This window comes from Monoglobus pectinilyticus (genome assembly GCF_002874775.1).
GTDB classification, from domain to species: Bacteria; Bacillota; Clostridia; order Monoglobales; family Monoglobaceae; genus Monoglobus; species Monoglobus pectinilyticus.
In genome coordinates, this window is the sequence record NZ_CP020991.1 from 2351934 (window position 1) to 2376580 (window position 24647).

Annotated in this window: 21 protein-coding genes; 13 read left to right on the plus strand and 8 right to left on the minus strand. The window is 36.8% G+C overall.

Annotation, left to right across the window (positions count from 1 at the left end; all coding sequences use genetic code 11):
* Window positions 1–14: 14 nt before the first annotated feature.
* The 5 genes from B9O19_RS09975 to B9O19_RS09995 form a co-directional block, all read right to left on the minus strand.
* Entirely contained in the window at window positions 15–734 is a 720-nt protein-coding gene (locus tag B9O19_RS09975; protein ID WP_102366270.1) for a PP2C family protein-serine/threonine phosphatase, read from the minus strand.
* Between the two features lie 275 nt (window positions 735–1009).
* Window positions 1010–2077 (minus strand): copper amine oxidase N-terminal domain-containing protein, encoded by a 1068-nt coding sequence (locus B9O19_RS09980; protein ID WP_102366271.1) that lies wholly within the window; start codon window positions 2075–2077, stop codon window positions 1010–1012.
* Window positions 2078–2286: 209 nt separating this feature from the next.
* Window positions 2287–2871 carry a dipicolinate synthase subunit B gene (locus B9O19_RS09985; protein ID WP_102366272.1) on the minus strand — a complete coding sequence of 195 codons (585 nt, stop codon included), beginning with the start codon at window positions 2869–2871 and terminating at the stop codon, window positions 2287–2289.
* An 8-nt stretch (window positions 2872–2879) separates the two neighbouring features.
* The gene (gene dpsA, locus B9O19_RS09990) at window positions 2880–3773 is read right to left on the minus strand and encodes a dipicolinate synthase subunit DpsA (protein WP_102366273.1); all 894 of its coding nucleotides are present in this window, start codon (window positions 3771–3773) and stop codon (window positions 2880–2882) included.
* Window positions 3774–4178: 405 nt separating this feature from the next.
* Window positions 4179–4598 (minus strand): hypothetical protein, encoded by a 420-nt coding sequence (locus tag B9O19_RS09995; RefSeq protein WP_102366274.1) that lies wholly within the window; start codon window positions 4596–4598, stop codon window positions 4179–4181.
* A gap of 134 nt (window positions 4599–4732) precedes the next feature.
* Between B9O19_RS09995 and B9O19_RS11760 the strand changes: the two genes are divergently transcribed.
* The 3 genes from B9O19_RS11760 to spo0A all read left to right on the plus strand — a co-directional run bounded on the left by B9O19_RS11760 (window position 4733) and on the right by spo0A (window position 7095).
* Entirely contained in the window at window positions 4733–4885 is a 153-nt protein-coding gene (locus B9O19_RS11760; protein ID WP_158648981.1) for a hypothetical protein, read from the plus strand.
* Window positions 4886–5016: 131 nt separating this feature from the next.
* Window positions 5017–6063: a SpoIVB peptidase gene (gene spoIVB, locus B9O19_RS10000; protein WP_158648982.1), complete on the plus strand. Its 1047-nt coding sequence runs from the start codon at window positions 5017–5019 to the stop codon at window positions 6061–6063.
* Window positions 6064–6294: 231 nt separating this feature from the next.
* Entirely contained in the window at window positions 6295–7095 is an 801-nt protein-coding gene (gene spo0A, locus B9O19_RS10005; protein ID WP_102366276.1) for a sporulation transcription factor Spo0A, read from the plus strand.
* A gap of 378 nt (window positions 7096–7473) precedes the next feature.
* On the opposite strand, the gene B9O19_RS10010 is transcribed toward spo0A, so the two are convergent.
* The 3 genes from B9O19_RS10010 to B9O19_RS10020 form a co-directional block, all read right to left on the minus strand.
* Window positions 7474–7935 (minus strand): hypothetical protein, encoded by a 462-nt coding sequence (locus tag B9O19_RS10010; protein WP_102366277.1) that lies wholly within the window; start codon window positions 7933–7935, stop codon window positions 7474–7476.
* 64 nt (window positions 7936–7999) lie between these two features.
* The gene (locus B9O19_RS10015) at window positions 8000–8908 is read right to left on the minus strand and encodes a ComEC/Rec2 family competence protein (RefSeq protein WP_102366278.1); all 909 of its coding nucleotides are present in this window, start codon (window positions 8906–8908) and stop codon (window positions 8000–8002) included.
* A 75-nt stretch (window positions 8909–8983) separates the two neighbouring features.
* Window positions 8984–9307 (minus strand): hypothetical protein, encoded by a 324-nt coding sequence (locus B9O19_RS10020; protein WP_102366279.1) that lies wholly within the window; start codon window positions 9305–9307, stop codon window positions 8984–8986.
* 2950 nt (window positions 9308–12257) lie between these two features.
* Between B9O19_RS10020 and B9O19_RS10030 the strand changes: the two genes are divergently transcribed.
* From B9O19_RS10030 to B9O19_RS10075, 10 genes are all read left to right on the plus strand, one after another.
* Entirely contained in the window at window positions 12258–13922 is a 1665-nt protein-coding gene (locus tag B9O19_RS10030; RefSeq protein ID WP_102366280.1) for a trypsin-like peptidase domain-containing protein, read from the plus strand.
* Between the two features lie 253 nt (window positions 13923–14175).
* A complete protein-coding gene (locus B9O19_RS10035; protein WP_102366281.1) occupies window positions 14176–14658 on the plus strand; it encodes an HD domain-containing protein in 483 nt (160 codons plus the stop codon).
* 5 nt (window positions 14659–14663) lie between these two features.
* Window positions 14664–15509, plus strand: coding sequence for a potassium channel family protein (locus tag B9O19_RS10040; RefSeq protein WP_102366282.1), 846 nt, complete (start codon window positions 14664–14666; stop codon window positions 15507–15509).
* 37 nt (window positions 15510–15546) lie between these two features.
* A complete protein-coding gene (locus B9O19_RS10045; protein WP_102366283.1) occupies window positions 15547–16041 on the plus strand; it encodes a hypothetical protein in 495 nt (164 codons plus the stop codon).
* A gap of 1096 nt (window positions 16042–17137) precedes the next feature.
* The gene (locus B9O19_RS10050) at window positions 17138–17335 is read left to right on the plus strand and encodes a cold shock domain-containing protein (protein WP_102366284.1); all 198 of its coding nucleotides are present in this window, start codon (window positions 17138–17140) and stop codon (window positions 17333–17335) included.
* Window positions 17336–17462: 127 nt separating this feature from the next.
* Complete coding sequence (gene hslO, locus B9O19_RS10055) at window positions 17463–18338, plus strand: Hsp33 family molecular chaperone HslO (RefSeq protein ID WP_102366285.1); 876 nt, start codon at window positions 17463–17465, stop codon at window positions 18336–18338.
* Window positions 18339–18439: 101 nt separating this feature from the next.
* Window positions 18440–19240 carry a gluconate 5-dehydrogenase gene (locus tag B9O19_RS10060; protein WP_102366286.1) on the plus strand — a complete coding sequence of 267 codons (801 nt, stop codon included), beginning with the start codon at window positions 18440–18442 and terminating at the stop codon, window positions 19238–19240.
* 204 nt (window positions 19241–19444) lie between these two features.
* The gene (locus B9O19_RS10065) at window positions 19445–22684 is read left to right on the plus strand and encodes a pectate lyase family protein (RefSeq protein WP_102366287.1); all 3240 of its coding nucleotides are present in this window, start codon (window positions 19445–19447) and stop codon (window positions 22682–22684) included.
* Between the two features lie 34 nt (window positions 22685–22718).
* A complete protein-coding gene (locus tag B9O19_RS10070; protein ID WP_102366288.1) occupies window positions 22719–23342 on the plus strand; it encodes a copper amine oxidase N-terminal domain-containing protein in 624 nt (207 codons plus the stop codon).
* 564 nt (window positions 23343–23906) lie between these two features.
* A complete protein-coding gene (locus B9O19_RS10075) occupies window positions 23907–24479 on the plus strand; it encodes a biotin transporter BioY (RefSeq protein WP_102366289.1) in 573 nt (190 codons plus the stop codon).
* Window positions 24480–24647: the final 168 nt, after the last annotated feature.

The following is a 24647-nucleotide window of genomic DNA, read 5'->3' on the forward strand; positions in this document are numbered from 1 at the left end:
ATGGCAGTTCTCCTTTAAAATATTATCGTGATAGCGCTGTAGCTATCTTCCGGCTCATTTTTTTTCACAATTCTAATCATCTTTCTGAGCCATTCAGAGGAAGATTTCGAACGTTTTAAGGTTTTCTCAACCTGGCGCTCAGTAATCTTTTCCCAAAACCCATCGGTGCAAATCAAAACCGCGTCGCCGCTTCTGACGGCGATTGGGTCAATTGTTTCAGCCCCGCACATCGGGTCGGCACCCAAATAAGCGGTAAGCTTGCGCCTTTCAGAACTTTTACGAATTCCCGGAAAACGAAATTCACCTTTACTATGGGCTAAATAAGCTAAAGAATGATCCGGAGTTATATATTGAAGATAATTTTCACTGAGATAATACATTCGGCAGTTTCCGAGATGACCGCTTATCACACAATTCCCATCGGTTAGCACAACAGCGGCGGAAGCTTCATAAGTCTTTTCTTCGCCATTGTTTTTAGACGTGTGCGTAAGTTCCCAAAGTTTTTCATCTGCGTTTTTAAAATAACCGGAGATAGTATCCCGGGTTATATCGGAAGTATTTTTAAAATCAGATAAAACGGAATCAATTACAAGTTCAGAAACCTTGTCCCCGTTTAAACCGCTTAAAGACCCGTCACATACAGCAAAACAACCGCAGCCCCTGTCTTCAAGCATTCCGATATAATCACAGTTTATTTCCATATCGCCCGAATATCGAGCGGATGAAATATCCATAAATCATTCTCCTATCTTTATAATGACTGTATAAACTAATATTTATTATTATAATATTTTATTAGCAAAATAAACCAGTCAATCAAAAACAACATATTCTCATTATACTTTATATTGGATATATTGTCAACACAAAATGCGGTGGTCTAAGCCATATTATTGTTCAGATTGAATAACAAATTAAGACAAAAAAAGACCGGCTGAAGTCCGGTCTTTTTTATATTCTAAATTAAGGCTCCGCGTATCATAGCAGTGAATTAATTTTTTTATAAGTTTTATTCTTCAACTAACTCAACAATTTCAACATTGTCAACGTTAGAAATCGGCGGGATACTTCTTGTTTCTATTGCACTTCTGTTGCCCTTTACCTTAGAGCCTACTGTTAAATCAGCAAGCTTGTAGATTCTTTTGTCATTGCCGCGGGTTATAACAGTGTCGTCATATACCATAAGGGCACGCTCGATTCCGTTGTCATCTATAATTATGCGGTCTTCCTCAACAGCTGTTATAGTACCTTCATATGGTACAGAATCGATTACATTGGGAGCATCTTCACCGTCAGCCTCTCCAGATCTATCGGTTCCGACAGTTTCGATAGAAATAGCGGTTGTCTGAGGCGGAAGGCTAAGAGTCATTGCAGCGCCGTAGCCTATTTTGAGCTCCTGTCCGTCAACAAGTGTGTTAAGGTCAAGTTCCTTATCGCCGTCTTTTAAAATTGTATCTTCGCTTACTCTGACTATTACTTCACCCAATCTTGCATCCTGAACAGACAGAACGCTGTTTTCATCTTCGCCTTTTTCAATAGAGTTTAAGGTAACGTCAGCAGGTTCAACAACTATAACATAGTCGTCTCCGCCTTCGTATACGTCTACGCCTACGAGGTTGGTTAAGAATTCAACAGGTACATAAGTTGTTTCACCGTCAACCAATGAAGGAGCTATTCCGAAAGAAACAGGCATCATTTTTGAGAAATAATAAGAGTCAAGCCCTATATTCATTCCAAACTCCTGAGCGCCTCTTAAACACTGGATTTTCTGGTCTTCTTCATTCCAAACAACTTCAAAGTTTAAGAACTCCATGACATATCTGAGCGGAACCATTTTGTGTCCGTCAACGTTTACAACAGGAACAGCAGGAATGGTAGCTCCGTTGTATGTAACTTCTGACTCAGAACCGTTGTTAACCGCTTCACCGTCAGTTGCTGAAGTAGTTGTATAGTCAAGGTTAGGGTCGGCTGTTTTTTCAGGATAATATTCCGCAAACACAGCAGTGCCGCTTGCAAGAACTCCGGCAGCAACTAATGTAGAAATAATCTTTTTTGTATCTAACTTATAATTTTTCATAATATCCTCCTAATCAATTTACTTAATGTTTTGTTTACAGTACCTTAGACGAAAGATTTTTATAAAAGTTACAGATTTTTATAAATTATTTGTAATTCGTAATATTTACCAAAAAATATATGTAAAATATAGGAAATAAGTATATTTTAAGCATAAAAATACCTGTGCAAATTACAGCACAGGTATTAAAAAGTAGGTTAAGTAGATTATTATATTAATATTGGCTGAAGCTGAATTCCCTTTTGCGCTGCCTCAACCGATTTTGGTATCAGCTTAAAGTCGGAAACCAGCGAGTTTTCTTTTTCTGAGTAATTATCCTGTCCGAATGGGACTATATAAATATTTTTTCTTGAAAGAAGTGTTCCTATGTTTCTTGCGCTGCCGCTGAGACCATCATTTGTGGAAACAGCCACAACTATCGGTTTGTTATTTCTAAGATGGGACTTTGCTGCTAAACACACTGCAGTGTCGGATATCCCGTTTGCTAATTTGGATATGGAATTCCCCGTGCATGGGGCAATCACAAGGACGTCTATAAGTTTTTTAGGTCCTATGGGTTCAACGTCTGTTAGTGCGGTCATAGGTTTTTTGCCGGAAATATCATGGACCGCGTCGTATATTTCCTTTGCTGTTCCAAACCTCGTGTCTGTATTTGCGACTGCCGGTGACAGGATCGGATAAATATCCGCGCCCATATCAGCAAGCTCAGCCATAACGGCAAGCACCTTTTTTATCGTGCAAAATGATCCGGTTAAACCAAACCCTATTTTGACGCCTTTTATCGTTTCGTCCATATAATTCATCACCTCGCTTGCTCATTTAAAATATTATTAATTGTGTCGCGGATTATGTTTCCTGCCGTGAGCGGAGCGGTTTTTCCCGGCAGCGATAACGCCCATATTACATTTCTGCCCAATCGTTTTGCTGACTCAAAGTCCACACCGCCGGGTTTGCTTGCCAAATCAATTATCAGACAGTCTTCACGGAGTTGTCTTAACATACTTCCGTTGATTATCATTTTAGGTACTGTATTAAAAACTACATCGTATTTTCTTGGGTCAGTGAGAGGCTTAGTTATGTCCGCGCCGTTATATCCATAGGCTTTTATATATGCTAAATCACTCTGTTTTCTAACCGCCACAGTAACATTTGTTCCCAGTCCGCTTAGGGTATGACATAAAATCTTTCCTACGCGGCCAAATCCTGTGCATAAACAGTTAGAACCATGCAGAGTGACAGGCAGTTCTTCCATTGCGATTTTAACAGCGCCTTCGGCTGTTGGTATGGCGTTTAAGACGGCAAGTTCCTCACGTTTCATATAGTCCACAACACCAGCGCCGTTTAGATGGGACAAAGCCGTAAGCCTCTCGTCAACTTTCCCAGCTAAAATCAGTTTCTTATCCAAAAGGATAGGGGGCTCGAATAGATCACTGATTTTTATTTTTGTTTCTGATAAAGGAGTATTAATATTCTCGTTATCTAATATTGATGAATATGGAACCGGAAGTACAATAAAGTCAGCATTGTTTACGGCCTGTGCCAGGTCGTTGCAGACAGTAATATTCTTTTTGCCTAAAAGTTCATCACTGTCTATCCCGATAACATTTACTGAATATCCGTCTTTTGCAAATCCAAGTATAACGTAAATCTGCCGTCTGTCGCCGCCGATAAATGCGAAAGTAGAATACTTGCTCATCTTCAACACCTCAATGTATATTATGTTGGTATATGAATTTGGTGAAGATATTTATAATCAAAGTTTTATTTAAAAATTTTCAAATTTTTATATTTTAAATAAACACATAGTATAATATAATTAGGAAATAAAATAATAAGGAATAAAAAATGAAATAAAAAAACGGCCGAGATGTGGTGGATCTCGGCCGGGAGTGTTTCTGCTTGAACTAACCTCAAGCAGAGGGAAATGAAAAAAAGATTGTTTAGTTGTGGTATGAGTATATATTACAGTATTTGTGTGATTTTTGCAATAGAGAAATTTGTTGATATTGCTTAAAAAGATAACTGTGTTTTTGTTAATATTTAACAATTATATACTTTTATACATTGTTAAAACCAAAAGTATATGTAATTAAAATAAGTTTTATACACAAAATACACTTATATATTTAATTTTTTCTATATTCATAATAGTTAAACGTCTGGTTTTGTGCTCTTTTATAGAAAGATAATCTGCTCCAACGTCTGAAAGCACTCCGCATTTTTCAAATTTGCTGCCGGTTTGGTTCCAAAATGCTACGCAAACATTTTTGCCGCAGAAGTTTTGAAGGTATTGTTTTAAAACGGTTGATGAGTTGTTAGAATTCTGAGGAACACTAAAGATTTTCTCAGTGCCGCTCAGCCCGTTTGTTCTAATAATAGCGTCATAAACCGTCTTTTCTTCGCCCTCTGCGTCCGGCGGAAGTATCAGATCATCATAGTTGCACGAATCAATGTTTATATTTAAAGGTTCCATGTTATGTTTGTTTCTGCCTGAACGGCGGTTATTTATAGGTTGTTTCAATTACCATTCCTCCTATCTTAGTAATAGTCTATTCAGAAAAAATAAAAAGTTTACAAAAATATGAATAACATTTATATTTTTGCAAAGAATAGATTTGCAAAACAAAATTTTAAAATTTTATAGGAGGTTTGACAATGTCAAGCAAAAGTAATAATCAAAATAATAACCAGAACAACAATCAGAACAACAATCAGAACAACAATCAGAAACAGAACCAAAATAACAACCAGAACCAGCAGTCTAGCAGACAGAACAACAATCAGAACAATTCAAATTCTAATAACTAATTGCAGAAAAGCATATTTAGGGGCAACAGGTATTGTTGCCCCATTTTTTCATTTATTACTTCTTGTATTTGTGTCCTGTTCCGAGAATAATAACTAAGGGAATTGGGTTAAAGACAAGGAGGTAGATAATATTGCCTTTATTAAGCAGAAAAAGGGTTGGATTTATCATCACTGTTTTTTTTGTTTTTTTGGTATTTTTCGGGATTTCCGCAGAGGCGGAGGAAGACGGAAATGCTGCGGCAGAAAAATTTGTTGTTCCGGGCGGACAAAGCGTTGGGGTTTCTTTGGACCTCAGCGGGGTCTATGTAGACGGGCTGGGTGATGTTGAGACCGAGGGCGGCGCCAGCGCCTCTCCGGCAAAGTCGGCCGGGATAGTGTCGGGGGATATAATCACAGCTATAAATGACGACCCTGTAAAAACTGTTGACGACTTCAGGAAAAAACTGAACACACTTGAAGATACTGAAGAGGTTAAGGTCACATTAAAAACAAGCCAGGGAACAGAAGAGACTAAAAGCGTTGTTCCTGTTAGAGCGTCAGAAGACGGTTCTATGAAAATAGGCGTTTGGGTTAAAGACGCGGCTTCAGGTGTAGGAACCATAACCTACTATGACCCGCAGACAAAGGAATTTGCCGCTGTCGGTCATAGCATTAGCAACGTTAACGCCGGTATTGCTTCAGGTGAAATAACAGGAGATATTTTTAAGTCCGAAATAGTAGGCGTGAGACGGGGAGAATCAGGAACCCCGGGCGAGCTTATTGGAGTTTATTCAGAAAATAAGCTTAAAATAGGAGCCATTAGCCAAAGCAACGAATTTGGAATCGTGGGAACCGTTTCAAATCCCGAAAATCTGAACTCTATGCGCCAGCCTATTCCGATAGGCGGCAGGGACTCAGTTTCTTTGGGTGAAGCGATTATATGTTCTAACGTTGAAGGAACAAAAATCCAAGAATTTACTATTGAAATAGTAGAGATTAATCAGAACAGCGATTGCGGCAAAGATATTGTTTTTAAAGTTACAGACGAAAGCTTAATTCAAAAAACCGGAGGTATAGTTCGGGGAATGAGCGGAAGCCCGATAATACAAAACGACAAAATAATCGGTTCTGTGACACATGTCTTGGTCAACGAGCCGACAATGGGCTACGGAATTTTTATTGAAAATATGCAAAAATAATTTAAAAAGGGTGATTTTTTCACCCTTTTTTACAGAATTGCCAATTTTTGGCGGTTATTTTGTCGAATGGGTTGACAACAAAAGGGAAATTCACTATAATTTGAATATCGAATGTTACCAAATTATGGCAAAAATGTTACAAAGAAATTACGACAGCGTTTTTCGACACTTTTGTCTATGGTAAATATTTATAAAAATTTATAAAAATTTAATCACATAGGGAGAAAAGAAATGGAAATTAATCAAAAAATCAAAGTAGCAGTAGCAGATTTCGACAGGGAGTTCGCAGACGGATTGTGCGAGTATATGAGACAGACTACAAAAATTGACGTGGTGGGTTGTGCGTATGACGGGTTGGAAGTTCCGGGTTTGGTAAAGAATAATGACGTAGATGTTTTGGTAATGGATTTGGTGCTGCCGACCATAGACGGAATAGGAGTTCTTGAGAGAATCAACAGAATGCAGCTGAATAAACGTCCTCATGTTCTGATAGTAAGCTCAGTCTTGAACGAGACTGTAACGTCATATTCCAATTCATACGGCGTTGAATATTGTATGTTGAAGCCTGTCAACTATGATGCGCTGATTGACAGAATCACAATGATGGCGGCTCCGATAACCACAGGCGAAGATGTAATGCAGAACTGGAAGGTGAACACAAAAAAGTTTGACTATGCACAGGTAGAAGCAATGGTGACAAACGTTATACATGAGATAGGCATACCGGCGCATATAAAGGGATACCAATACATAAGAAGGGCAATAATGATGGCGATATATGATTTGGATATAATGAACTCTGTAACCAAAGAATTATATCCAACCATAGCGGAGAACTTCAGCACAACGTCGAGCAGAGTTGAAAGAGCGATAAGACATGCGATAGAGCTGGCGTGGGACAGAGGTGACATGGACACCTTAAACAACGTGTTCGGTTACACGGTGTCACAAATAAAAGGAAAGCCGACAAATTCAGAATTTATAGCAATGATAGCAGACAAATTAAGACTTCAGCTTAAGAATGCTTCTTAAGATTTTATAATTAATTTTTTAATTTTACTAAGAATAATAGGTACAAAAAATGACCGAAAAATAAAACACAAAAATTTTGTATTTTATTTCAGGTCATTTTTTATTGCCATTTTTATTATGTAGTATTACAAATTTGATTTAATCGTCTTCCCCAAAGGGCAAGACGATCTCGCCCGGGCTCGGCGGGCGAAACAGGGCCTGGCGCAGCAAAGTAAGCAATTATAAATTAATTAAGCGGATTAGAGATAAAATTAAATATACCCGCGACTGCGCGCCTAACGAGGAGGACTTTGTCCTCCCTACCGATGCTTGCTAAGCAGCTTCTAGTTTTGTGCTTTAAGCTAAAACTTTTTTGCCATACGTCAGATTTTAATATATTTATACAATTTCCCCTTTTCTCAGCTTTGTATAAAATACTTTTATATAAGTCGGCAAATTATTATACTCATTATTAATGTTTGTAAGCTGCTGATATGTAATATTATGGCTTTTAAGCAAATTTTCAAAATCCGCTTTATCCTGTTTTACTTTCTTTTCTATTTTTTTGTTTAACGCAGCATTATATCCTTTAAGCTCTGACATCAAATCATATACAGTTTTATCCTCATCAATCTTTATACAGAAATTTTCTGTATCTTCAAAAGTTTTAAACTGATATAACAGTATCGAATGCAGTTTTGTATGTCTGTATCTGTCCCGTATGTATATACTGAATGGATTCTCTGATACATCGTAGCCATACCAGCTATGGTCTTTTACAATGCAGATAGAATACTCCTTCCGTTTTATAAAGTCGTTTTTTGCCAAGTAGTCGTGGGCAATCATGTTTACATAATCCATTTTTTCTCTCCTTATATATTTGTTTCCGGTCTCCGCAGCTAAGATATAGTTTTGGAGCCGGTTTTTAATTTTTTTGCGTGGTTATTGAGATATTGGTTCCATCGCTTTCCATAATAATATCGCCGTTTAAATCTGTTCGAAAAACTTCTGAGCCCTCGTCTGACAGACGGCTCAGAACAGCTTCTGACGGGTGACCGTAACTGTTTTTCTTTCCCACTGATATAACCGAATATTTTGGCATTACCTCACGCAGGAATACATACGACGTTGAAGTTTCAGAACCGTGGTGACCCACTTTCAGAACATCGGCTCTGAGATTACAGCCCTGTTCTATAATATTTTGCTCCTCTTCGCGCTCAGCGTCCCCGGTGAATAGAAATGATGTGTTGCCGAAAGTGATTTTACAGATAATAGAAGTATTATTCATATTGCTTGAGCCTAAGCCGGCAGGGACAAAGAATTCTACTGTGCAGCCGCCGAATGAAATTGTATCCCCGGATTGGGGATGAATTATTTCCAATCCCTGTTCGGCGGCCTTAGTTTTAAAGTTATTATATGCTTTGCTGGTGCTTTCTTTTTTGGGGGCAAAGACGTTTTTGACTTCCATAGTGGAGAGAGGGGCGGATAGACCGCCGACGTGGTCCTCATGGGCGTGGGAGCAAATCATATAATCTATTGAAGTTACGTTTAGCTTTTTAAGATAAGAGAATAACAGACTGCTGTCGGCGGCGTTACCGCCGTCAATAAGCATAGACTCTCCTCCGCAGAGGAGAAGTGCGCAGTCCGCCTGACCGACATCGATAAAATGCACGGATAATTTATCCGATGAATCAACAGACAAATTATCTGCATAAAAAGAAGCTGCAGGCGTTGGCTCAGATAATTCAGGCCGGATAAATTCTGAGTTTTGGCAACAGCTGGTTATTAAGAATATAGATAATAAAATACTAATTAATAAAGAATATTTTTTCATAGATATATCCGCAAAAGTAAGTGAAAAATAAAAGTATTTATAAAATATAAATATATGGAATATTAGGATACAGAACTATGTAATATTTCTTATAGACATATTTACTAACGATTTTATAGTAAATGGAGTTGTCTCGCTTAGTTTTGCGAGACCTTTTACATTACTGACTGCTATATTAAAATTATGTGATGGATTTTTCATATTAGAGGAAGTATAAATTTTTAAATCATTTGTTCTAATTAATTCTGATATGCAAAAATTTAAAATATCAGAAACAGAAGCATCGTAAGTTAAAGAAGCTTCTTCTAAAAAGTTATATAAATCATCCTCAATTTCATAAGTTTTGCGTATTCTTTTTTCTCTTTTAGAGAATTTATTATTTAAAAATTTATTATTCATCTTTTGCTACACCCCTCATATGACCCAATATTACAATATTTTCAAAATTAATTTAACTACCGTCAATACAATAATATATAAGAAATATTTCTACATATCAGAATGTATATTATGAATAATTTACTAGATAAATTTTACACAGTAGTTATGTAAATTTTGTTTACTAATGTTGTTATATAATGTCAATCTCATAATATTATTTGAAAATATTAAGCAACATTAATATATAATAAAATTAAGTAATATGTTGACCACAATATTGGTCAAAATAAAAAAGTTATATAGCAAGCATCGGTAGGGCAGACGTAGTCTGCCACGTAAGGCGCGCAGTCGTGGAAATAAATAATATAATAAATATCATTTCAGCAAAATACATTTAATTAATCTTATAATTACTTACTTTGTTGCGCCAGACCCAGTTTCGCCCGCCGAGCCCGGGCGAGATCGTCGTCCCCTACGGGGAAGCCGATTGTTGAGCTACAACATTATAAATGTGACATTGGCAGGACAACATATGAAAAATATGAAAGCGGAGAGTTAAATATTCGCATTAGTGTGTTAGTAGCATTGCGAGAGATATATGATTGCAAATATGATGATTTTTTTGAAGGATTAGTAGCAGAAAGAATAGATAGTTAGTTTTTTATATATTTCATAACAAAAAAACGGATTATATAGCAAGCATCGGTAGGGCAGACGTAGTCTGCCACGTAAGGCGCGCAGTCGCGGAAATATGTAATATAATAAATATCATTTCAGCAAAAAATTATTTAATTATTTTTATAATTACTTACTTTGTTGCGCCAGGCCCAGTTTCGCCCGCCGAGCCTGGGCGAGATCGTCGTCCCCTCCGGGGAAGCCGATTAAAATAAAAACATAATAGATTAAAAAATGACCTTGACATTTAGAAAAAAAATGATATAATAAAAGCAGATAAAAGGTAACCGTTAAACGGTCAGCCAAAAATTGTGATTTTAAAGTAACCGCAATCCTTGGGGGAGGGCGGTTACTTTTTTATTGATTCAATGAGAGTAATGAAAACAATCATAAAAATAATTATGTAAACATACTCCATATAAATCACCCCCTTTCTATCACTAAGTAAGTGATAGAGGGAGGCTAACCGTCCTACAATTTCCTTTTACCTGCTGGATATAATTATATATGTAATATTGAATAAAGTCAAATTAAAAGTATTTTACATAAAAGCATTAATAGACTAAAAAATGACCTTGACAATTAGAAAAAAAATGATATAATAAAAGCAATTTAAAGGAAGCTCTCTTCGACAGGCTCAGAGGCAGCTCTGAACCCGCAAGCAAGCTTGCTGATTAAAGATAAAAGGTAACCGTTAAACGGTTAGCCGAGTTTAGTTATTTTAATAACCGTGACCCAGGCAAAGGCGCGGTTATTTTTTTTATTGATTCAATCATACATGTAAAAACAATCATAAAAATGATTATGTACATATAATCCATGTGAATCACCTCTTTTCTGTCATTAAGTAAATGACAATAGAGGTTAACCGTCCTTCAATTTTCTTTTATCTTCAATCAGCAAGCTTGCTTGCGGGTTCAAAGCTGCCTCTGAGCCTGTCGAAGAGAGCTTCCTTTAAATTGCTAAATATAATATTATATTTGATTTATCGAATAAAGTCAAATTATAAGTTTTTTACATAAAACATATAATATATAAAAATGACCTTGACAATTTATAAAAAAATGATATAATAAAAACAGATAAAAGGTAACCGTTAAACGGTTAGCCAAGAGTAAAGTTAAAAAGTAACTGCTATCCTAGCTAAGAGGGCGGTTACTTTTTTATTGATTCAATGAGAGTAATGAAAACAATCATAAAAATAATTATGTAAACATACTCCATACAAATCACCCCCTTTCTATCACTAAATAAGTGATATAGGGAGGCTAACCGTCCTACAATTTCCTTTTACCTGCTTCTATAATATTATATTTGATTTATCGAATAAAGTCAAATTAAAAGTATTTTATATAAAAGCATATAAAAGACGAAAAATGACCTTGACATTTATGAAAAAAATGATATAATAAAAACAGATAAAAGGTAACCGTTAAACGGTTAGCCCAAAGTTTTGGTTTTAGTAACCGCGTTCCTTGGAGTAAGGGCGGTTACTTTTTTATTGATTCAATGAGAGTTATGAAAACAATCATAAAAATAATTATGTAAACATACTCCATACAAATCACCCCCTTTCTATCACTAAATAAGTGATATAGGGAGGCTAACCGTCCTACAATTTCCTTTTACCTGCTTCTATAATATTATATTTGATTTATCGAATAAAGTCAAATTAAAAGTATTTTACATAAAGACATATAATAGATAAAAATGACCTTGACAACTTTAAAAAAAATGATATAATAAAAGTAGGTAAGAGGTAACCGCTAAACGGTTAGCCGAGAATTGGGGTTTTAAAGTAACCGCGTTCCTTGGGGTAAGGGCGGTTACTTTTTTATTGACTCAATTAGAGTGATGAAAACAATCATAAAAATAATTATGTTCATATAATCCATGTGAATCATCTCCTTTCTGTCATTAAATAAATGACAACAAAGGCTAACCATTTTTAATTTTCTTTTATCTTTATTCAGCAAGCTTGCTTGCAGTTTAAAGCTGTCTTTGAATAATATTAAATGAAATTTTAAAAATATATTTAACTATTTAAACTTCTCACCTCGCTGCTGTGCAGAATTCGGTTCCTATGTTTTGCCCGAACTTTGGGCGGCTTTCCATTTCGGAAAGCCGCTTTTTTATATGAAAATTAATGTTTTTTAAATTAATCAATTCTTTTACACTTTCGTCATAATTTTTTCATATCTTCCGTATATAATGTTAAACATAGCAAGGAGATAGAAAACTTGTTTATTTTCAAACAGTTAAATTTTTTATATATTATATAGGAGGTATCAGTATGGACGAGTTCAAAAAAGAGTTTGATATGACTTCAGGCGACGGAGCAGAAAATTCCGGAACAGAAAAATCCGGAACAGAAAATTCTGTGACCGAAAATAATAATGATAATTCAAAGAGTGAGCAAACGGCGGCGTTTGAAATGAACGAAGCCTCAACTACTCAGGAAAATATACCAAGTCAGGCGGAAGCTAAAATAGAAATCAGTGACAAGACAGAAAATACAGCTTCTTCAACTGAAACAGCTTCATATAGTTACAGCGGTTCGGCTTTGGGCGGCAACGCACGTGAATCTTTTAATCAAAACAGCCAGTATTCGGGAACAAATTACCAGAACCAAAACAGTCAGAGCCAATCGGCAAACACCTCATATAACACCCAGGGTTCAACTTCTTATCAAAGCGGACCTTACAGCAATCAGGCTTATAATAACGGATTTAATGCCGCATACAAGTCAAACGGGAACGGAAACCCCGGAGTTCCGTATAATGAACATATAAACAAGAAAAAAACCGATAAGAAATCAGTCAGATATGTTGCGGCACTTTTGGCGGCGGCGGTTCTCAATTTAGCGGTTTTGGGCGGCGCGTTTGCTCTCGGTCACTCGTTTGGTTCAAAGAGCGGAACGGCGACAAACAAAACCACTTTATCAGAACAGCTTAAAACCGACGACGGACAGTCTAGCGGAGGAAGCACAGGCGGAGCCACAAGCACCGCTTCAACCACAGGAAGCAAAGACACAACAGAGATAGCAAAGGAAGTCGGCCCGGCTGTTGTCGGAATAAAGAGCACGGTTCAGGGGCAGATGAGTTTGTTCGGCGGATACAGCACATCAGAAGCACAGGGGTCAGGCATAATTATCAGCGCCGATGGATATATTGTAACAAACAACCATGTTGTTGCTGATTCAAGTTCTGTATCTGTTCAGCTCAACACCGGTTCTGAATATGCGGCAAAGGTTATCGGCGCGGATGACCAAACCGACCTTGCAGTTATAAAAATAGAGCCGACAGAAGAACTCACAGTAGCGAACCTCGGCGATTCTACAAAAGTAGAGGTAGGAGAGACGGCTATCGCAATAGGTAACCCAATGGGTCTTGAGTTCTTTGGAAGCGTAACACAGGGAATAGTTAGTGCGGTTAACAGAACTGTTCAGGTTGACAACAGAACAATGAATCTTATTCAGACCGACGCTGCTATTAATTCAGGAAATTCAGGCGGAGCGCTTGTTAATTCCAAAGGCGAGGTTATAGGCATCAACGCGGTTAAAGTAACAACTACCGGTGTAGAGGGTATGGGATTTGCTATCCCGATTTCAGAGGCAAAGCCTATTATATCCGACCTTCTTGATTACGGTTATGTTAAGGGAAGACCGGTTATAGGATTGTCAACACGTGACGTATCGGCGTATATGGCTCAGCAGTATGGATGGCCTCAGGGCGCGCAGATTATGTCTGTAACAACGGATAATGCAAGAAACGCAGGATTACAGCAGGGTGATATTATCACCAAGATAGATGATAAGACCATATCTAAAGGCTCAGACCTAACTGAGTATAAAGATACAAAGTCACCTGGAGATACGGTTAAGCTGGAAGTTTATAAGTATGCTACGGGCAAGACTGAGTCTGTTTCAGTAGTTTTGAGCGAGCAGATTCCTGAATAATATACTGTTATCAAATTCGGTTAACGGAGAAATCGTAATCCGATTATATATACGGCAGGATGGCGCGGCGGAAGCGGTGCCGTTTCTGCCGTATACTTGTCTGTTAATTGAATTATGTAGTATTGTATATAAAAGATAGATTGTCAAATAGATTATTGGACATAATTGTTTATTGATTTTAATGCAAACTGAGTGTATAATGGTATTTGAATTGAATAAGAATAAAAAATTTTTTTGAAAGCAGGATGTTTATATGGTCAATGCTGATAACAATCTTTACAATGAGTTTTTGGAAATTGTTGAGGATTTGATTTATACACCCGAGTTTAGAAAATTAGACGAGTGCAGTCATCATTACGGCGTTAGCAGGATGCAGCACTGTATAAATGTAGCATATTATAGTTTTGTTGTTTGCAAGAAGTTAAAGCTTGATTACGTTGCCGCTGCCAGGGCAGGATTGCTTCATGATTTGTTTTACTACGATTGGCAGGGGTCGGGGCTCGGAGTTGCAAAACATGCGTTTCTGCACTCCAGTATCGCTCTTGAAAATGCGGAGCAGTTAACAGAGTTATCACCGCTTGAACGCGATATAATTAAAAATCACATGTGGCTGTGCGGCAAGATGTGGCCCCGTCACAGAGAGAGTTATATTGTTTCGGTGGCTGACAAGGTTTGCGCGGTATGGGAAGCCGGATATGGAGTTAAGCGCAAGGTAGCCTGCGTTATGGCTGAGTAAGAAATATGGTTAAGGAAGATTTAAATCAAAAGAGACATGAAATTCAGAAAGAAGAACTTGAGATTTATAACTTAAATGAAAAGATAGTAGATAAAATGTCGGGCTCGGATTCTGAAAATATTAAAAAGAAATTTTTGGTTTACCAGGTATTATTTTGTCTGATGGCAGTTTTCAGCTTTTTGATATTAATAAATCAGTTTCTTGGAAATATAAGTTACATAAAGCAGCCCGTGTGGCTGATAATTGAAGCGGCTTTATGGCTGATTTTTCTCGCTGATTATATTGTTCGGCTGGTGATTTCCGATGACAAAAAGCAGTTTTTTACACGGAATATATTAGATTTTTTGGCTGTTCTGCCTTTGCCCGGGTTTAGAGTTTTCAGGATTTTCACTCTGTTCAGGATGATGTTTGCCGTGAAAAGGGTGCTTAGAGCAGTACACATAGTTATGAATTCAAACGGATTTTTATATCTTTTAGGGGCAGTTGTGGTGTGGATGCTGATAGGCTCCGCATTTTTGTATCATTTTGAAAACGGTATAACGATGAATTCATACTTTGACGCGTTATGGTGCAGTATTGTGACGGTATGTACTGTCGGATACGGCGACGTGGCGCCCATAACTGCAGGAGGAAGAGTTGTTGCAGTGCTGTTGATGATGACAGGTATAGGAAGTATAGGAATGGTGACCAGCAACATTACAGCATATTTTGTTGTCAGGGCAAAGAAACGCCGTGTAGTGATTGACAAAAATCAAATTTTAGATTTAAGCATGGTATCAAAGGAAAAATATGAAAAGATTGCCGATTACGCAAAATATGTTCTGCAGCAGGATAATAAAGATATAGATTAGAAAAATATAAAATTAAGTTATGAGAGGAGAAAAACTTATGAAAAAGTTAATGGCAATAGTGCTGACAGGAGTTTTAGCGGTGAGCGTTTTGGCTGCCTGTGGAAACACGGATAAGGATAATGCTGAACCAACCAAAGCGCCTGTATCAAACTCTGTAAAATCTGAAGAGGATAAGGCAACTGCAAAGCCCGACACTGATAAGAAAACAGATTCAGACAAGGACAGCAGTTCGGAGGAAGGAAATACTTCCGGTGACAAAGATGATGTTAAGGCAAAAGCCGGAGACAAAGAAGATGCGGACGCAACAGCCCCCCCTAAACTTCAGACAGCAGATGAAGCCGCTAACGACACTACTACTATTGATAAAGAGATAGCGGATATTGAACAGCTGATTATTGACGGAAACTATGACGATGCGTTAATGCAGATTAAGGCTCTTAACACAAAAAATCTAACTGACGCGGAAAAAGAGAAAGTTCAGGAGTATTACGAGAAAATAGAAGATTATATTTCAAACGGACTTACTGACTAGCAATAACCAATGAGGCTGTAAAAAATTATAATCCAGCCGTAATATAGAATAATAAATCATAAAAAGACCATTGTATTAGACTATAACAAGCCTCTTACAATGGTTTTTTTGTAAGGATTTTTATAGCGCCATTTTAATTATAAACACAATTGGATTTCTATAAAAAGAATAAAATATTTAAAACATTAAGTTTAAGATTTAGGTAGAATTTTTTATTTAAATTTTAAAATAGTTTTTGGTTGTAACTTTTTATTACTAGAACTTTTTTAGGTTGTTTTTAATAAGAATATGTGAATGCTGCAATAAATTGGATAGAAATTTTAAAGTCATAATATGATAAAAAAATATTCATATTATAGAAAAATGCGGTTTTGCAAGCGTAGGTAGGTGCGACTGTACCCCCGCCTTACAGGAGTGTGTTATACAAACTGCCTTGTTTTCATTAACTGAAAAGTCAATAAAAGACTAGACAAAAATTTATAGGTGTTTCTTGGTGAACATCGGCAGGGTATGCGTAAGCACACCTCGTTAGGTGAGCTGTCATCTCACGCGTAGCGTGAACATACTTATAACAAGTTTGTCGTAATCCTTTTTAATAATAAATTTTAAAATTTCTATTCAATTTATTGCAGACTATCCAAACATGATTGGATTTCTGAAAAAGGAAAGAAAATTTATAACATTGGATTTCAGATTTAAGAAAGATATTTAGTTTATTATGTTTTAAATAGAAATTGTTGGGTATACTCTGATTGTTAATTGAATTATTATTAGTTATATTTATTCTGTAAATAAAATAAATTCATAACAAAAATTCAGCTGAAATATTTCTATTTGGCTAATTAAGACTAAAGAAAGAATGTATATGTATAATAAGTATATCATACGTATGTATAATTAAAAAATAGTAACTAAATTTAGCGTAAAATAGAATATATTTAAATTATTAAGTGATAGTATTTTTTGTCGAAATTGATTTTTTGGGAAATTTATAAAATTTTCCTTGACAAGTAACAATGGTTGTGATACAATCTGTACATAGGTCATGATTCTCATCCTGTGAATCAATGACAGAAATTTTAGGAGGTATTGTAATATGACAGGAAAAGTTAAATGGTTTAATGCAGAAAAAGGATTCGGTTTCATCGAAGGCGAAGACGGAAAGGACGTATTCGTTCATTTCTCTGCTATAACTATGGATGGTTACAAAACACTTGATGAAGGTGTTGCAGTTGAGTTTGACGTTATCGAAGGTGCTAAAGGTCCGCAGGCTGTTGACGTAAAGCTTGCGTAGTCTTTTAATATATTTTGATTGACTGAAAGATTAACTAAGAAATTATAGCTGCTCCTGCCGGGGCGGCTATTTTTTAAGATTTAAAACAAATGATAAAGTAAAATAAATTATAGTTGGAGGAATACTTATGGACAAGCTGATTAAAGCGATTACTAAAGATGGCTTTCTAAGAGTATACGCGGTAGAAACTACTGAAACTGTTAACGCAGCTCAAAAATTTCACACGCTTTCCCCGGTCTGCTGTGCCGCTCTTGGCAGGCTGATGACTGCCGGGCTGATGATGGGCGCCATGCTTAAAGGAAAAGAACCGTCGCTGACCCTGCAGGTTAAAGGTGACGGCCCAATCGGAATGATGGCGTCTGTATCCGATTCTATGGGTAATGTGAAAGGTTACTGTGCTAACCCGGTTGTTGATATTCCTTTGAGAGAGGATGGAAAGCTGGATGTTGGGACTGCTGTCGGTCAGGGGATGCTTGGGGTTATAAAGGATCTCAAAATGAGAGAGCCGTATATTGGTCAGGTTCCTCTCCAAACCGGAGAAATTGGGGACGATATTGCTTTTTATTATATGCAGTCGGAGCAGACTCCGAGCGTTGTTGCTCTTGGGGTGCTTGTGGATCGTGATTATTCCGTAAAGTGCGCCGGAGGGTATATTATTCAGGTGATGCCGGAATGTGACGACGCGACGCTTACAAAACTTGAAAATTCTATTCAGGGGCTTATGTCTGTAACCGAAATGCTGGATAAGGGTATGAGCGTCGAAGAAATGCTGAAATATGTTATGCTTGGGTTTGATATTGAGATATTGGAAACCATGGATGTTGGGTATAAGTGCGACTGTTCAAAAGAGAGAATGGAAAGGGCGATTATTTCTTTGGGCAAAGGTCAGATTCAGAGTATAATTGATGAGACCGGCGAGGCTGAAATATGCTGTCATTTCTGCGATAGACGGTACACATTCGGAGAAGAGGATTTGAAAAAATTTCTTGAAACGGCTAAATAAATATACCTTAAATCATTTGACAATGAAAAATCCTTGTGCTATAATTTACCTATTAATATATGTGAATATATTTGCAAATATAATTTTAGGAGGTTTTTGAAATGGGTATTTCAGAGAAGTTTACATTAAAAGATAAAGTTGCTCTGGTTACAGGCGCTTCTTATGGTATTGGCTATGCTATTGCCAGCGGATTTGCCGATATGGGCGCTAAGATTGTTTTCTGTGATATTAAGCAGGAGTTCGTGGACAAGGGTCTCGCTGCATATAGTGCTGACGGGATTGACGCTAAGGGTTACGTTTGCGACGTAACTGACGAAGCTGCTGTTCAGGAAATGGTAAAGAAAATTGAAGCAGAAGTTGGCGTTATTGATATTCTTGTTAATAATGCTGGTATAATCAAGCGTATACCTATGTGCGATATGACAGCTGAGGAGTTCAGACAGGTTATTGATGTTGACCTTAACGCTCCTTTCATTGTGTCAAAGGCTGTTATTCCAAGCATGATTAAAAAGGGTGCCGGTAAGATTATCAATATCTGTTCTATGATGAGTGAGCTCGGCCGTGAAACTGTATCAGCTTATGCTGCTGCTAAGGGCGGACTTAAGATGCTTACCAGAAACATTTGTTCAGAGTACGGCGAGTACAATATCCAGTGTAATGGTATTGGGCCCGGATATATTGCTACACCTCAGACTGCTCCGCTTAGAGAGAAGCAGCCGGACGGTTCAAGACATCCGTTTGACCAATTCATTATCTCTAAGACGCCTGCTGCTCGTTGGGGAAATCCTGAAGACCTTCAGGGACCTGCCGCTTTCTTGGCTAGTGAAGCTTCAGATTTTGTTAACGGACATATTCTTTATGTTGACGGCGGTATCTTGGCTTACATCGGCAAACAGCCGTAAACCGAAATTTGAATATTTTTTGAGAGACGTTTATCGTCTCTCTTTTTTTATGTATGGTAATATTTCGTTTGAAAATAAAGATTGTTAAAAAAATATTTATTTATCTAATATAAAAATAAAAATTTGAACTCGACTGATATTATAAAATGCTGTATACTAAAACTCATAGTGTGTATTTTTGAAATTATGACGGAGGATTGTTTTATGTTTGTGGGAAAATTAAAAAGACGTATTGTGAAATCAGTTCTTGGATTACTTGCCATTATCTGTGTGGTGTCAGTTATGGCAATGTCTGTTACTGTTTCAGCTGAGGAGAATTTATTGGCATTTCCCGGCGCCGTAGGCGGAGGAAAGTATACCACAGGAGCCAGAGGAGACAGCAATATTTCAGTATACCATGTTACAAATTTGAATAAGAGCGGAGCAGGTTCATTTGCTGACGCTGTTTCACAGTCAGGCAGAATTATTGTTTTTGATGTCAGCGGAACGATTGAAATCAGCGGAACGCTGAAAATTAAGAAAAGCAATCTAACTATTTTAGGTCAAACAGCGCCCGGAGACGGTGTGACTATTTCAGGCGGGGATTTACTTCTTGACAGTGGAGTTGAAAACGTAATTATAAGATATCTGCGCGTTCGCCCTACTGATAAAAACGGCGGCGAACCTGATGGTCTAGGCGGAAGATATAATAAAAATATAATCTTTGACCACTGCAGTCTTTCATGGTCGGTTGACGAGCTTATTACTTTATACGCCGGTTCGACCGAGGACACAAAGAATCAGACAGGAAGAAATATTACAGTTCAGAATATTATAGCTTCTGAAAGCCTGGCTATGTCAAGCCACGTTAAAGGCAAACATGGATACGGCGGTATCATCGGCGGAACGAACTATACATTTTATAATAACTTAATGGCTCATCACGACAGCCGTTCACCAAGATTGGACAGAGAGCTGGGGTCTACTGATATTGCCAATAATATAATTTATAACTGGGGACAGACAAATTCACTCTATGGAGCGGAATCATACTCAATACATAATAAAACGCAAACGCCTTCAAATGTAAATATAGTCAGCAATTATTATATGTATGGACCGAGTACTAAGAGCAATCTGAGAACACGAATTTTTGACGTTTCTAATGACGCAAAGGTTAAGCCGTACTCTAATTTTTATGTTAACGGCAACTATGTTTTCGGAAGCCAGCTTGTGACAGCAGATAATAAAAAAGGTTTGAATAATAGTTCGCTTGCAACTGTATTAGAATCACCGGTTGATATGGGCGAATATTCTGTGCCTTACTCAACTCCTGAGGAAGCATATGATAAGATTTTATCTGACGCAGGAGCTTCTCTGCCAAAAAGAGACGCTATCGATGCAAGAATTGTTGACGATGTTAAGCATCAGACAGGAAGAATTATTAATAATGCGGATGAGATAGCCGGGTTGATACCGACAGAAGAAATTCACAGAACTTTTGAGATACCTGAGGACTGGAAAGCTGAAAACAATATGGGCAGCGCTTCTGAAACCGATATAGTGGAAAATGGGAAATATAAGGGATATACCTGGATAGAAGCATATGTAAATGACTGGACAGCCAAAGCTTCTAAGCCTGCTAATCCCGAGATTGTCGTTATGTCTCCGGCTATTGCGTCTGTAAATAAAACGGTTAATGGGCTTACTGTAAATAATGGAAATTGGACTGTTGTTGAGGATACTGAAACCGTTAATTATCATGCGGCAGCTACGCCGGTTCAGGGGACTGAAATAACAAAATTTGAACTTTACGATAAAAATCAATTGCTGAAAACTTATAACTCGGCTGAAATTAATGATGATATATCTTTAGAGCCGGGAGTACATCACTTGACCAGCCGTGCTTATAATTCTAATGGAGAAAAGACACAGAGCACAACAGCTATAGTATATGTTGTCGGAACAGCCGAACCCGGAAGCTTTTCATATACGCAGATAGGAAAGAACTGTTCTTTCAATAATCTAGCCAGCGCAACTATGGATAATAACGGTGTTTATACTATTTCGGGTTCCGGGCAGATAACTACAAACAGCTCGGATAAGTGCGCATATATGTATAAAGAAGTCAAGGGAGATTTTGATATTATTGTCAAAGTAAAGGAGATACCTAAGTTTGAAAATAAACAGGTTTCGGGAATTATGCTTCGTGAGAGTTTGGAGCCAAACTCCAGGATGCTTATGCTGGCTGATGGCTGGGAAAAGTACGGAGAAAATGTAAGCGTATTTGTCAGAAACAAAGCCGGAAGTTCATCAACCAGAAGTTATTTCAAAAATGCTTCCGGAAGCGAACTTGTAAACGGTGATAAGTACGATACCGGTGCAGCCGAGTATCACCTGCCTAAGTATTTGAGAATGAAACGAAGCGGCGATAAACTTACAATGTCGGTTTCGGACAGCGGAATAGACTTTACTGATAATCCGCGGCAGCCTATGAGTTTTACAATTGACGGTCTATCTGATACTGTTTATTTAGGAATTGCGAATGATTCAGCTCAAGGAACAAGTGTTAAGGAATATTACTCAATGGCAAAATATAGTGATATTTCTATTAACGGCGTCAGCGATGTTCAGAGTCAGGAGTCTAAGGTTCCTTTCCTTGATGAGGAGTTTGACTTAAATAATTGGTATGGAGAATATGTTTTTAACGATGATAAAAGGTCAGAACCAATATCAGGAAACAGCGGTTACCTTTTGTCAACTTGGTCAAACGCCAACAGGAATTTTACTGCTCAGTCAAAAGGTATAGTAACCGCGTCATTTGACTTCTTAGAATATGGAGATAACAATAAAATAGGCAGCGCTGAATTTATTTTGAGAGGAACAAATGCGGATAATGAACTTAAAGAGATGATAAAAGTTATAGCTGAGAGAGATCAAACGTTTAAAATAGGCGATAAATCTATCGGTGATTTAGTTCTTGATATGGATGTTTGGTATAATGTCAGCATTGAATTGAATTTCTTTACCGGGAAGGCAAAGGTTTCTGTATATCCTTATACGGAGTATGACAGCGCAGAAGGAAAATATATTATATCTGAAAATGGAGCTGAGGCCGAGACTGATTTTGATAAATCTTATTTATTGAGAGGAATACGCTTTGTTAGAAACGGCGGAACAATGAAGTATTATGATAATGTTTCCGTCAGCGCTGAAAGGAATGAATCGTACGTTAAAGAGAATAATGGCAAAATGGATGTATTTGCTATGGAAGATGCAAAAATATATGTTGCTTGGTATGATAAGGATGGAGTTTTAATAAATGTTGAGACTTATGATATAACTCAGAATGAGGAAATGGAGTTTGACTTGCCAAAATTGACTAACGGTGTTTCAGAGAAAGCGGAAGTTTTCCTTTGGAATAATAATCAGGAGCCGTTATGTGAGCAGTTGACTGTAGAGTAAGTAATATAATATTTATAGAATTGAAGTGCTGATAATGAAAACTAAGTTAAAAATTTGTGCTGCTGCACTGCTGGCGTCGGTTGCGATAGGCGCAACAGTATATGCCGCTAATTTGACAAAGAAAATAGACGTCCTTTATGATGATATAAGAATATCGTCAAATAATATTGAGTTTATGCCGGTTGATGAGCAGGGTAGTCAGGTGGAACCTTTTATTTATGAGGGAACCACATATCTGCCGGTTCGCGCTGTTTCGGAAGCTTTAGGTAAAAATGTTTCATGGGACAGTGAGACAAAAACTGTTATGGTAACTGATAATGAAGATATTGAATATTCTAAAATAGCAATCAGAAACTTTTTTAAATTGTTTTCTGAAAAACGGTATGATGATATGAAAAATTTTACTTCAGGCTCAGTTGCCGGATATGAGTTTTCAGAAGGAGTTTTCGGAATGAAGGAAGCTTCTTTGGACGGTATAATTTATGCAGGAAATAAAGAACTTGAAAATGAAAATAAATTTGCTTTTATTTGTCATTTTAATATGACGCCTGCTGAGAAATCAGTATATGGCAGCAGTGAAAGGGAAATCGGATTTTTTGTAGAGGTATTAAAAGACAGAGATGAATATAAAATAAATGATTTTTATACCGGTCTGTAATTTAGAAAGATATAATAAACAAAGCCGCGCGGATAAGTTTCGTGCGGTTTTTTTAATATTTTTTGTTTAAATTATTGAGTATTATAAGAAAAGCGTACGTTTAACAAATTTAATACAGGCGATGATAATTTATTATTGTTATCGTGTCCGTACTGCAGTTTAGTTAATATATAGTTGGTAATCAAAATTTATTCGAACCGATTAATATGCTGCAGTCTGTATCACAGAATAACATATTTTATTATATTGAATATTAATGTTTCTTAAATCGTTACAAATGAATCAGACCATTATTTAAAATTGCATAGTATAATCAAGATAAAACACTAATATCTTGATTTATTAATATTTTAATACCAAACTTAATTATTAATTTATATTTTGAATTTAAGTAAGATTGTTCAATAATAAATGAATCGAATTTTATATAATACAGGGAGCCATTTCTTGTAAATATTCTTGTTATATTTTCTTTTGCTTGCATTGTCAACTAATAGCAAATTTATGGTTGACAATAATTCTTGAGTATGTTATAATTTGGAAAACATTTAAGGAGGAAGTAATATGAAAAGTAACACATTAACTATTAGAAAAATGACGTTTTGCGCAATATTTACAGCGCTGATTGCGGTAGGAGCTTTTATAAAAATTCCGGTGCCGCCAATACCGTTTACACTTCAAACAATGTTCGTAGTTCTTGCCGGACTAATGCTTGGCGGGAATATGGGCGGCATCAGTGCTTTGTTATATATGATTTTAGGTCTTATAGGAATCCCGATTTTTACCGGTGGCGGTGGAATAGGTTATGTTCTTAAACCTACGTTTGGCTACATAATTGGATTTTGTGTTGGCGCATATGCAATTGGAAAAATCAGTTATAAAAATGGTAAGCTGGGCGGATATGCCAGAATGTTCTGCGGAGTTTTAGCCGGATTGGGAATTATATATGGCTTTGGTATAATCTACTATTACTTTATAACAAATTTTGTTACTTCAAGTTATCCGGGCTTTTGGTTTATGATACTGCATTGTTTCCTTATGACAATTCCCGGTGATTTAATTACTTGTGCTTTAGCTTGTTTGCTGGCAAAGAGAGTGCATCCGGTTACCGGCAGATACATATATAAAAATGCTTAACTTAAAAATTATCACAATTAAATAAAACTAAGGCTTGTGGAATATAACCCATGAGCCATTTTTTAATAATTAAAAAGCATATAAAAATTTATTTATTAGACCGATAAAATATACGTTTTTTCGGAAGTTTTACAAGTAAAAAAATGGTAGCTATAAATTTTTTCTTTA

What these genes read in the sequence shown, in the direction of transcription:
- B9O19_RS09975 (WP_102366270.1), bottom strand. Translation starts at nt 734, where the DNA reads ATGGATATTTCATCCGCTCGATATTCGGGCGATATGGAAATAAACTGT.
- B9O19_RS09980 (WP_102366271.1), bottom strand. Translation starts at nt 2,077, where the DNA reads ATGAAAAATTATAAGTTAGATACAAAAAAGATTATTTCTACATTAGTT.
- B9O19_RS09985 (WP_102366272.1), bottom strand. Translation starts at nt 2,871, where the DNA reads ATGGACGAAACGATAAAAGGCGTCAAAATAGGGTTTGGTTTAACCGGA.
- dpsA (WP_102366273.1), bottom strand. Translation starts at nt 3,773, where the DNA reads ATGAGCAAGTATTCTACTTTCGCATTTATCGGCGGCGACAGACGGCAG.
- B9O19_RS11760 (WP_158648981.1), top strand. Translation starts at nt 4,733, where the DNA reads ATGTCAAGCAAAAGTAATAATCAAAATAATAACCAGAACAACAATCAG.
- spo0A (WP_102366276.1), top strand. Translation starts at nt 6,295, where the DNA reads ATGGAAATTAATCAAAAAATCAAAGTAGCAGTAGCAGATTTCGACAGG.
- B9O19_RS10010 (WP_102366277.1), bottom strand. Translation starts at nt 7,935, where the DNA reads ATGGATTATGTAAACATGATTGCCCACGACTACTTGGCAAAAAACGAC.
- B9O19_RS10015 (WP_102366278.1), bottom strand. Translation starts at nt 8,908, where the DNA reads ATGAAAAAATATTCTTTATTAATTAGTATTTTATTATCTATATTCTTA.
- B9O19_RS10020 (WP_102366279.1), bottom strand. Translation starts at nt 9,307, where the DNA reads ATGAATAATAAATTTTTAAATAATAAATTCTCTAAAAGAGAAAAAAGA.
- B9O19_RS10030 (WP_102366280.1), top strand. Translation starts at nt 12,258, where the DNA reads ATGGACGAGTTCAAAAAAGAGTTTGATATGACTTCAGGCGACGGAGCA.
- B9O19_RS10035 (WP_102366281.1), top strand. Translation starts at nt 14,176, where the DNA reads ATGGTCAATGCTGATAACAATCTTTACAATGAGTTTTTGGAAATTGTT.
- B9O19_RS10040 (WP_102366282.1), top strand. Translation starts at nt 14,664, where the DNA reads ATGGTTAAGGAAGATTTAAATCAAAAGAGACATGAAATTCAGAAAGAA.
- B9O19_RS10045 (WP_102366283.1), top strand. Translation starts at nt 15,547, where the DNA reads ATGAAAAAGTTAATGGCAATAGTGCTGACAGGAGTTTTAGCGGTGAGC.
- B9O19_RS10050 (WP_102366284.1), top strand. Translation starts at nt 17,138, where the DNA reads ATGACAGGAAAAGTTAAATGGTTTAATGCAGAAAAAGGATTCGGTTTC.
- hslO (WP_102366285.1), top strand. Translation starts at nt 17,463, where the DNA reads ATGGACAAGCTGATTAAAGCGATTACTAAAGATGGCTTTCTAAGAGTA.
- B9O19_RS10060 (WP_102366286.1), top strand. Translation starts at nt 18,440, where the DNA reads ATGGGTATTTCAGAGAAGTTTACATTAAAAGATAAAGTTGCTCTGGTT.
- B9O19_RS10065 (WP_102366287.1), top strand. Translation starts at nt 19,445, where the DNA reads ATGTTTGTGGGAAAATTAAAAAGACGTATTGTGAAATCAGTTCTTGGA.
- B9O19_RS10070 (WP_102366288.1), top strand. Translation starts at nt 22,719, where the DNA reads ATGAAAACTAAGTTAAAAATTTGTGCTGCTGCACTGCTGGCGTCGGTT.
- B9O19_RS10075 (WP_102366289.1), top strand. Translation starts at nt 23,907, where the DNA reads ATGAAAAGTAACACATTAACTATTAGAAAAATGACGTTTTGCGCAATA.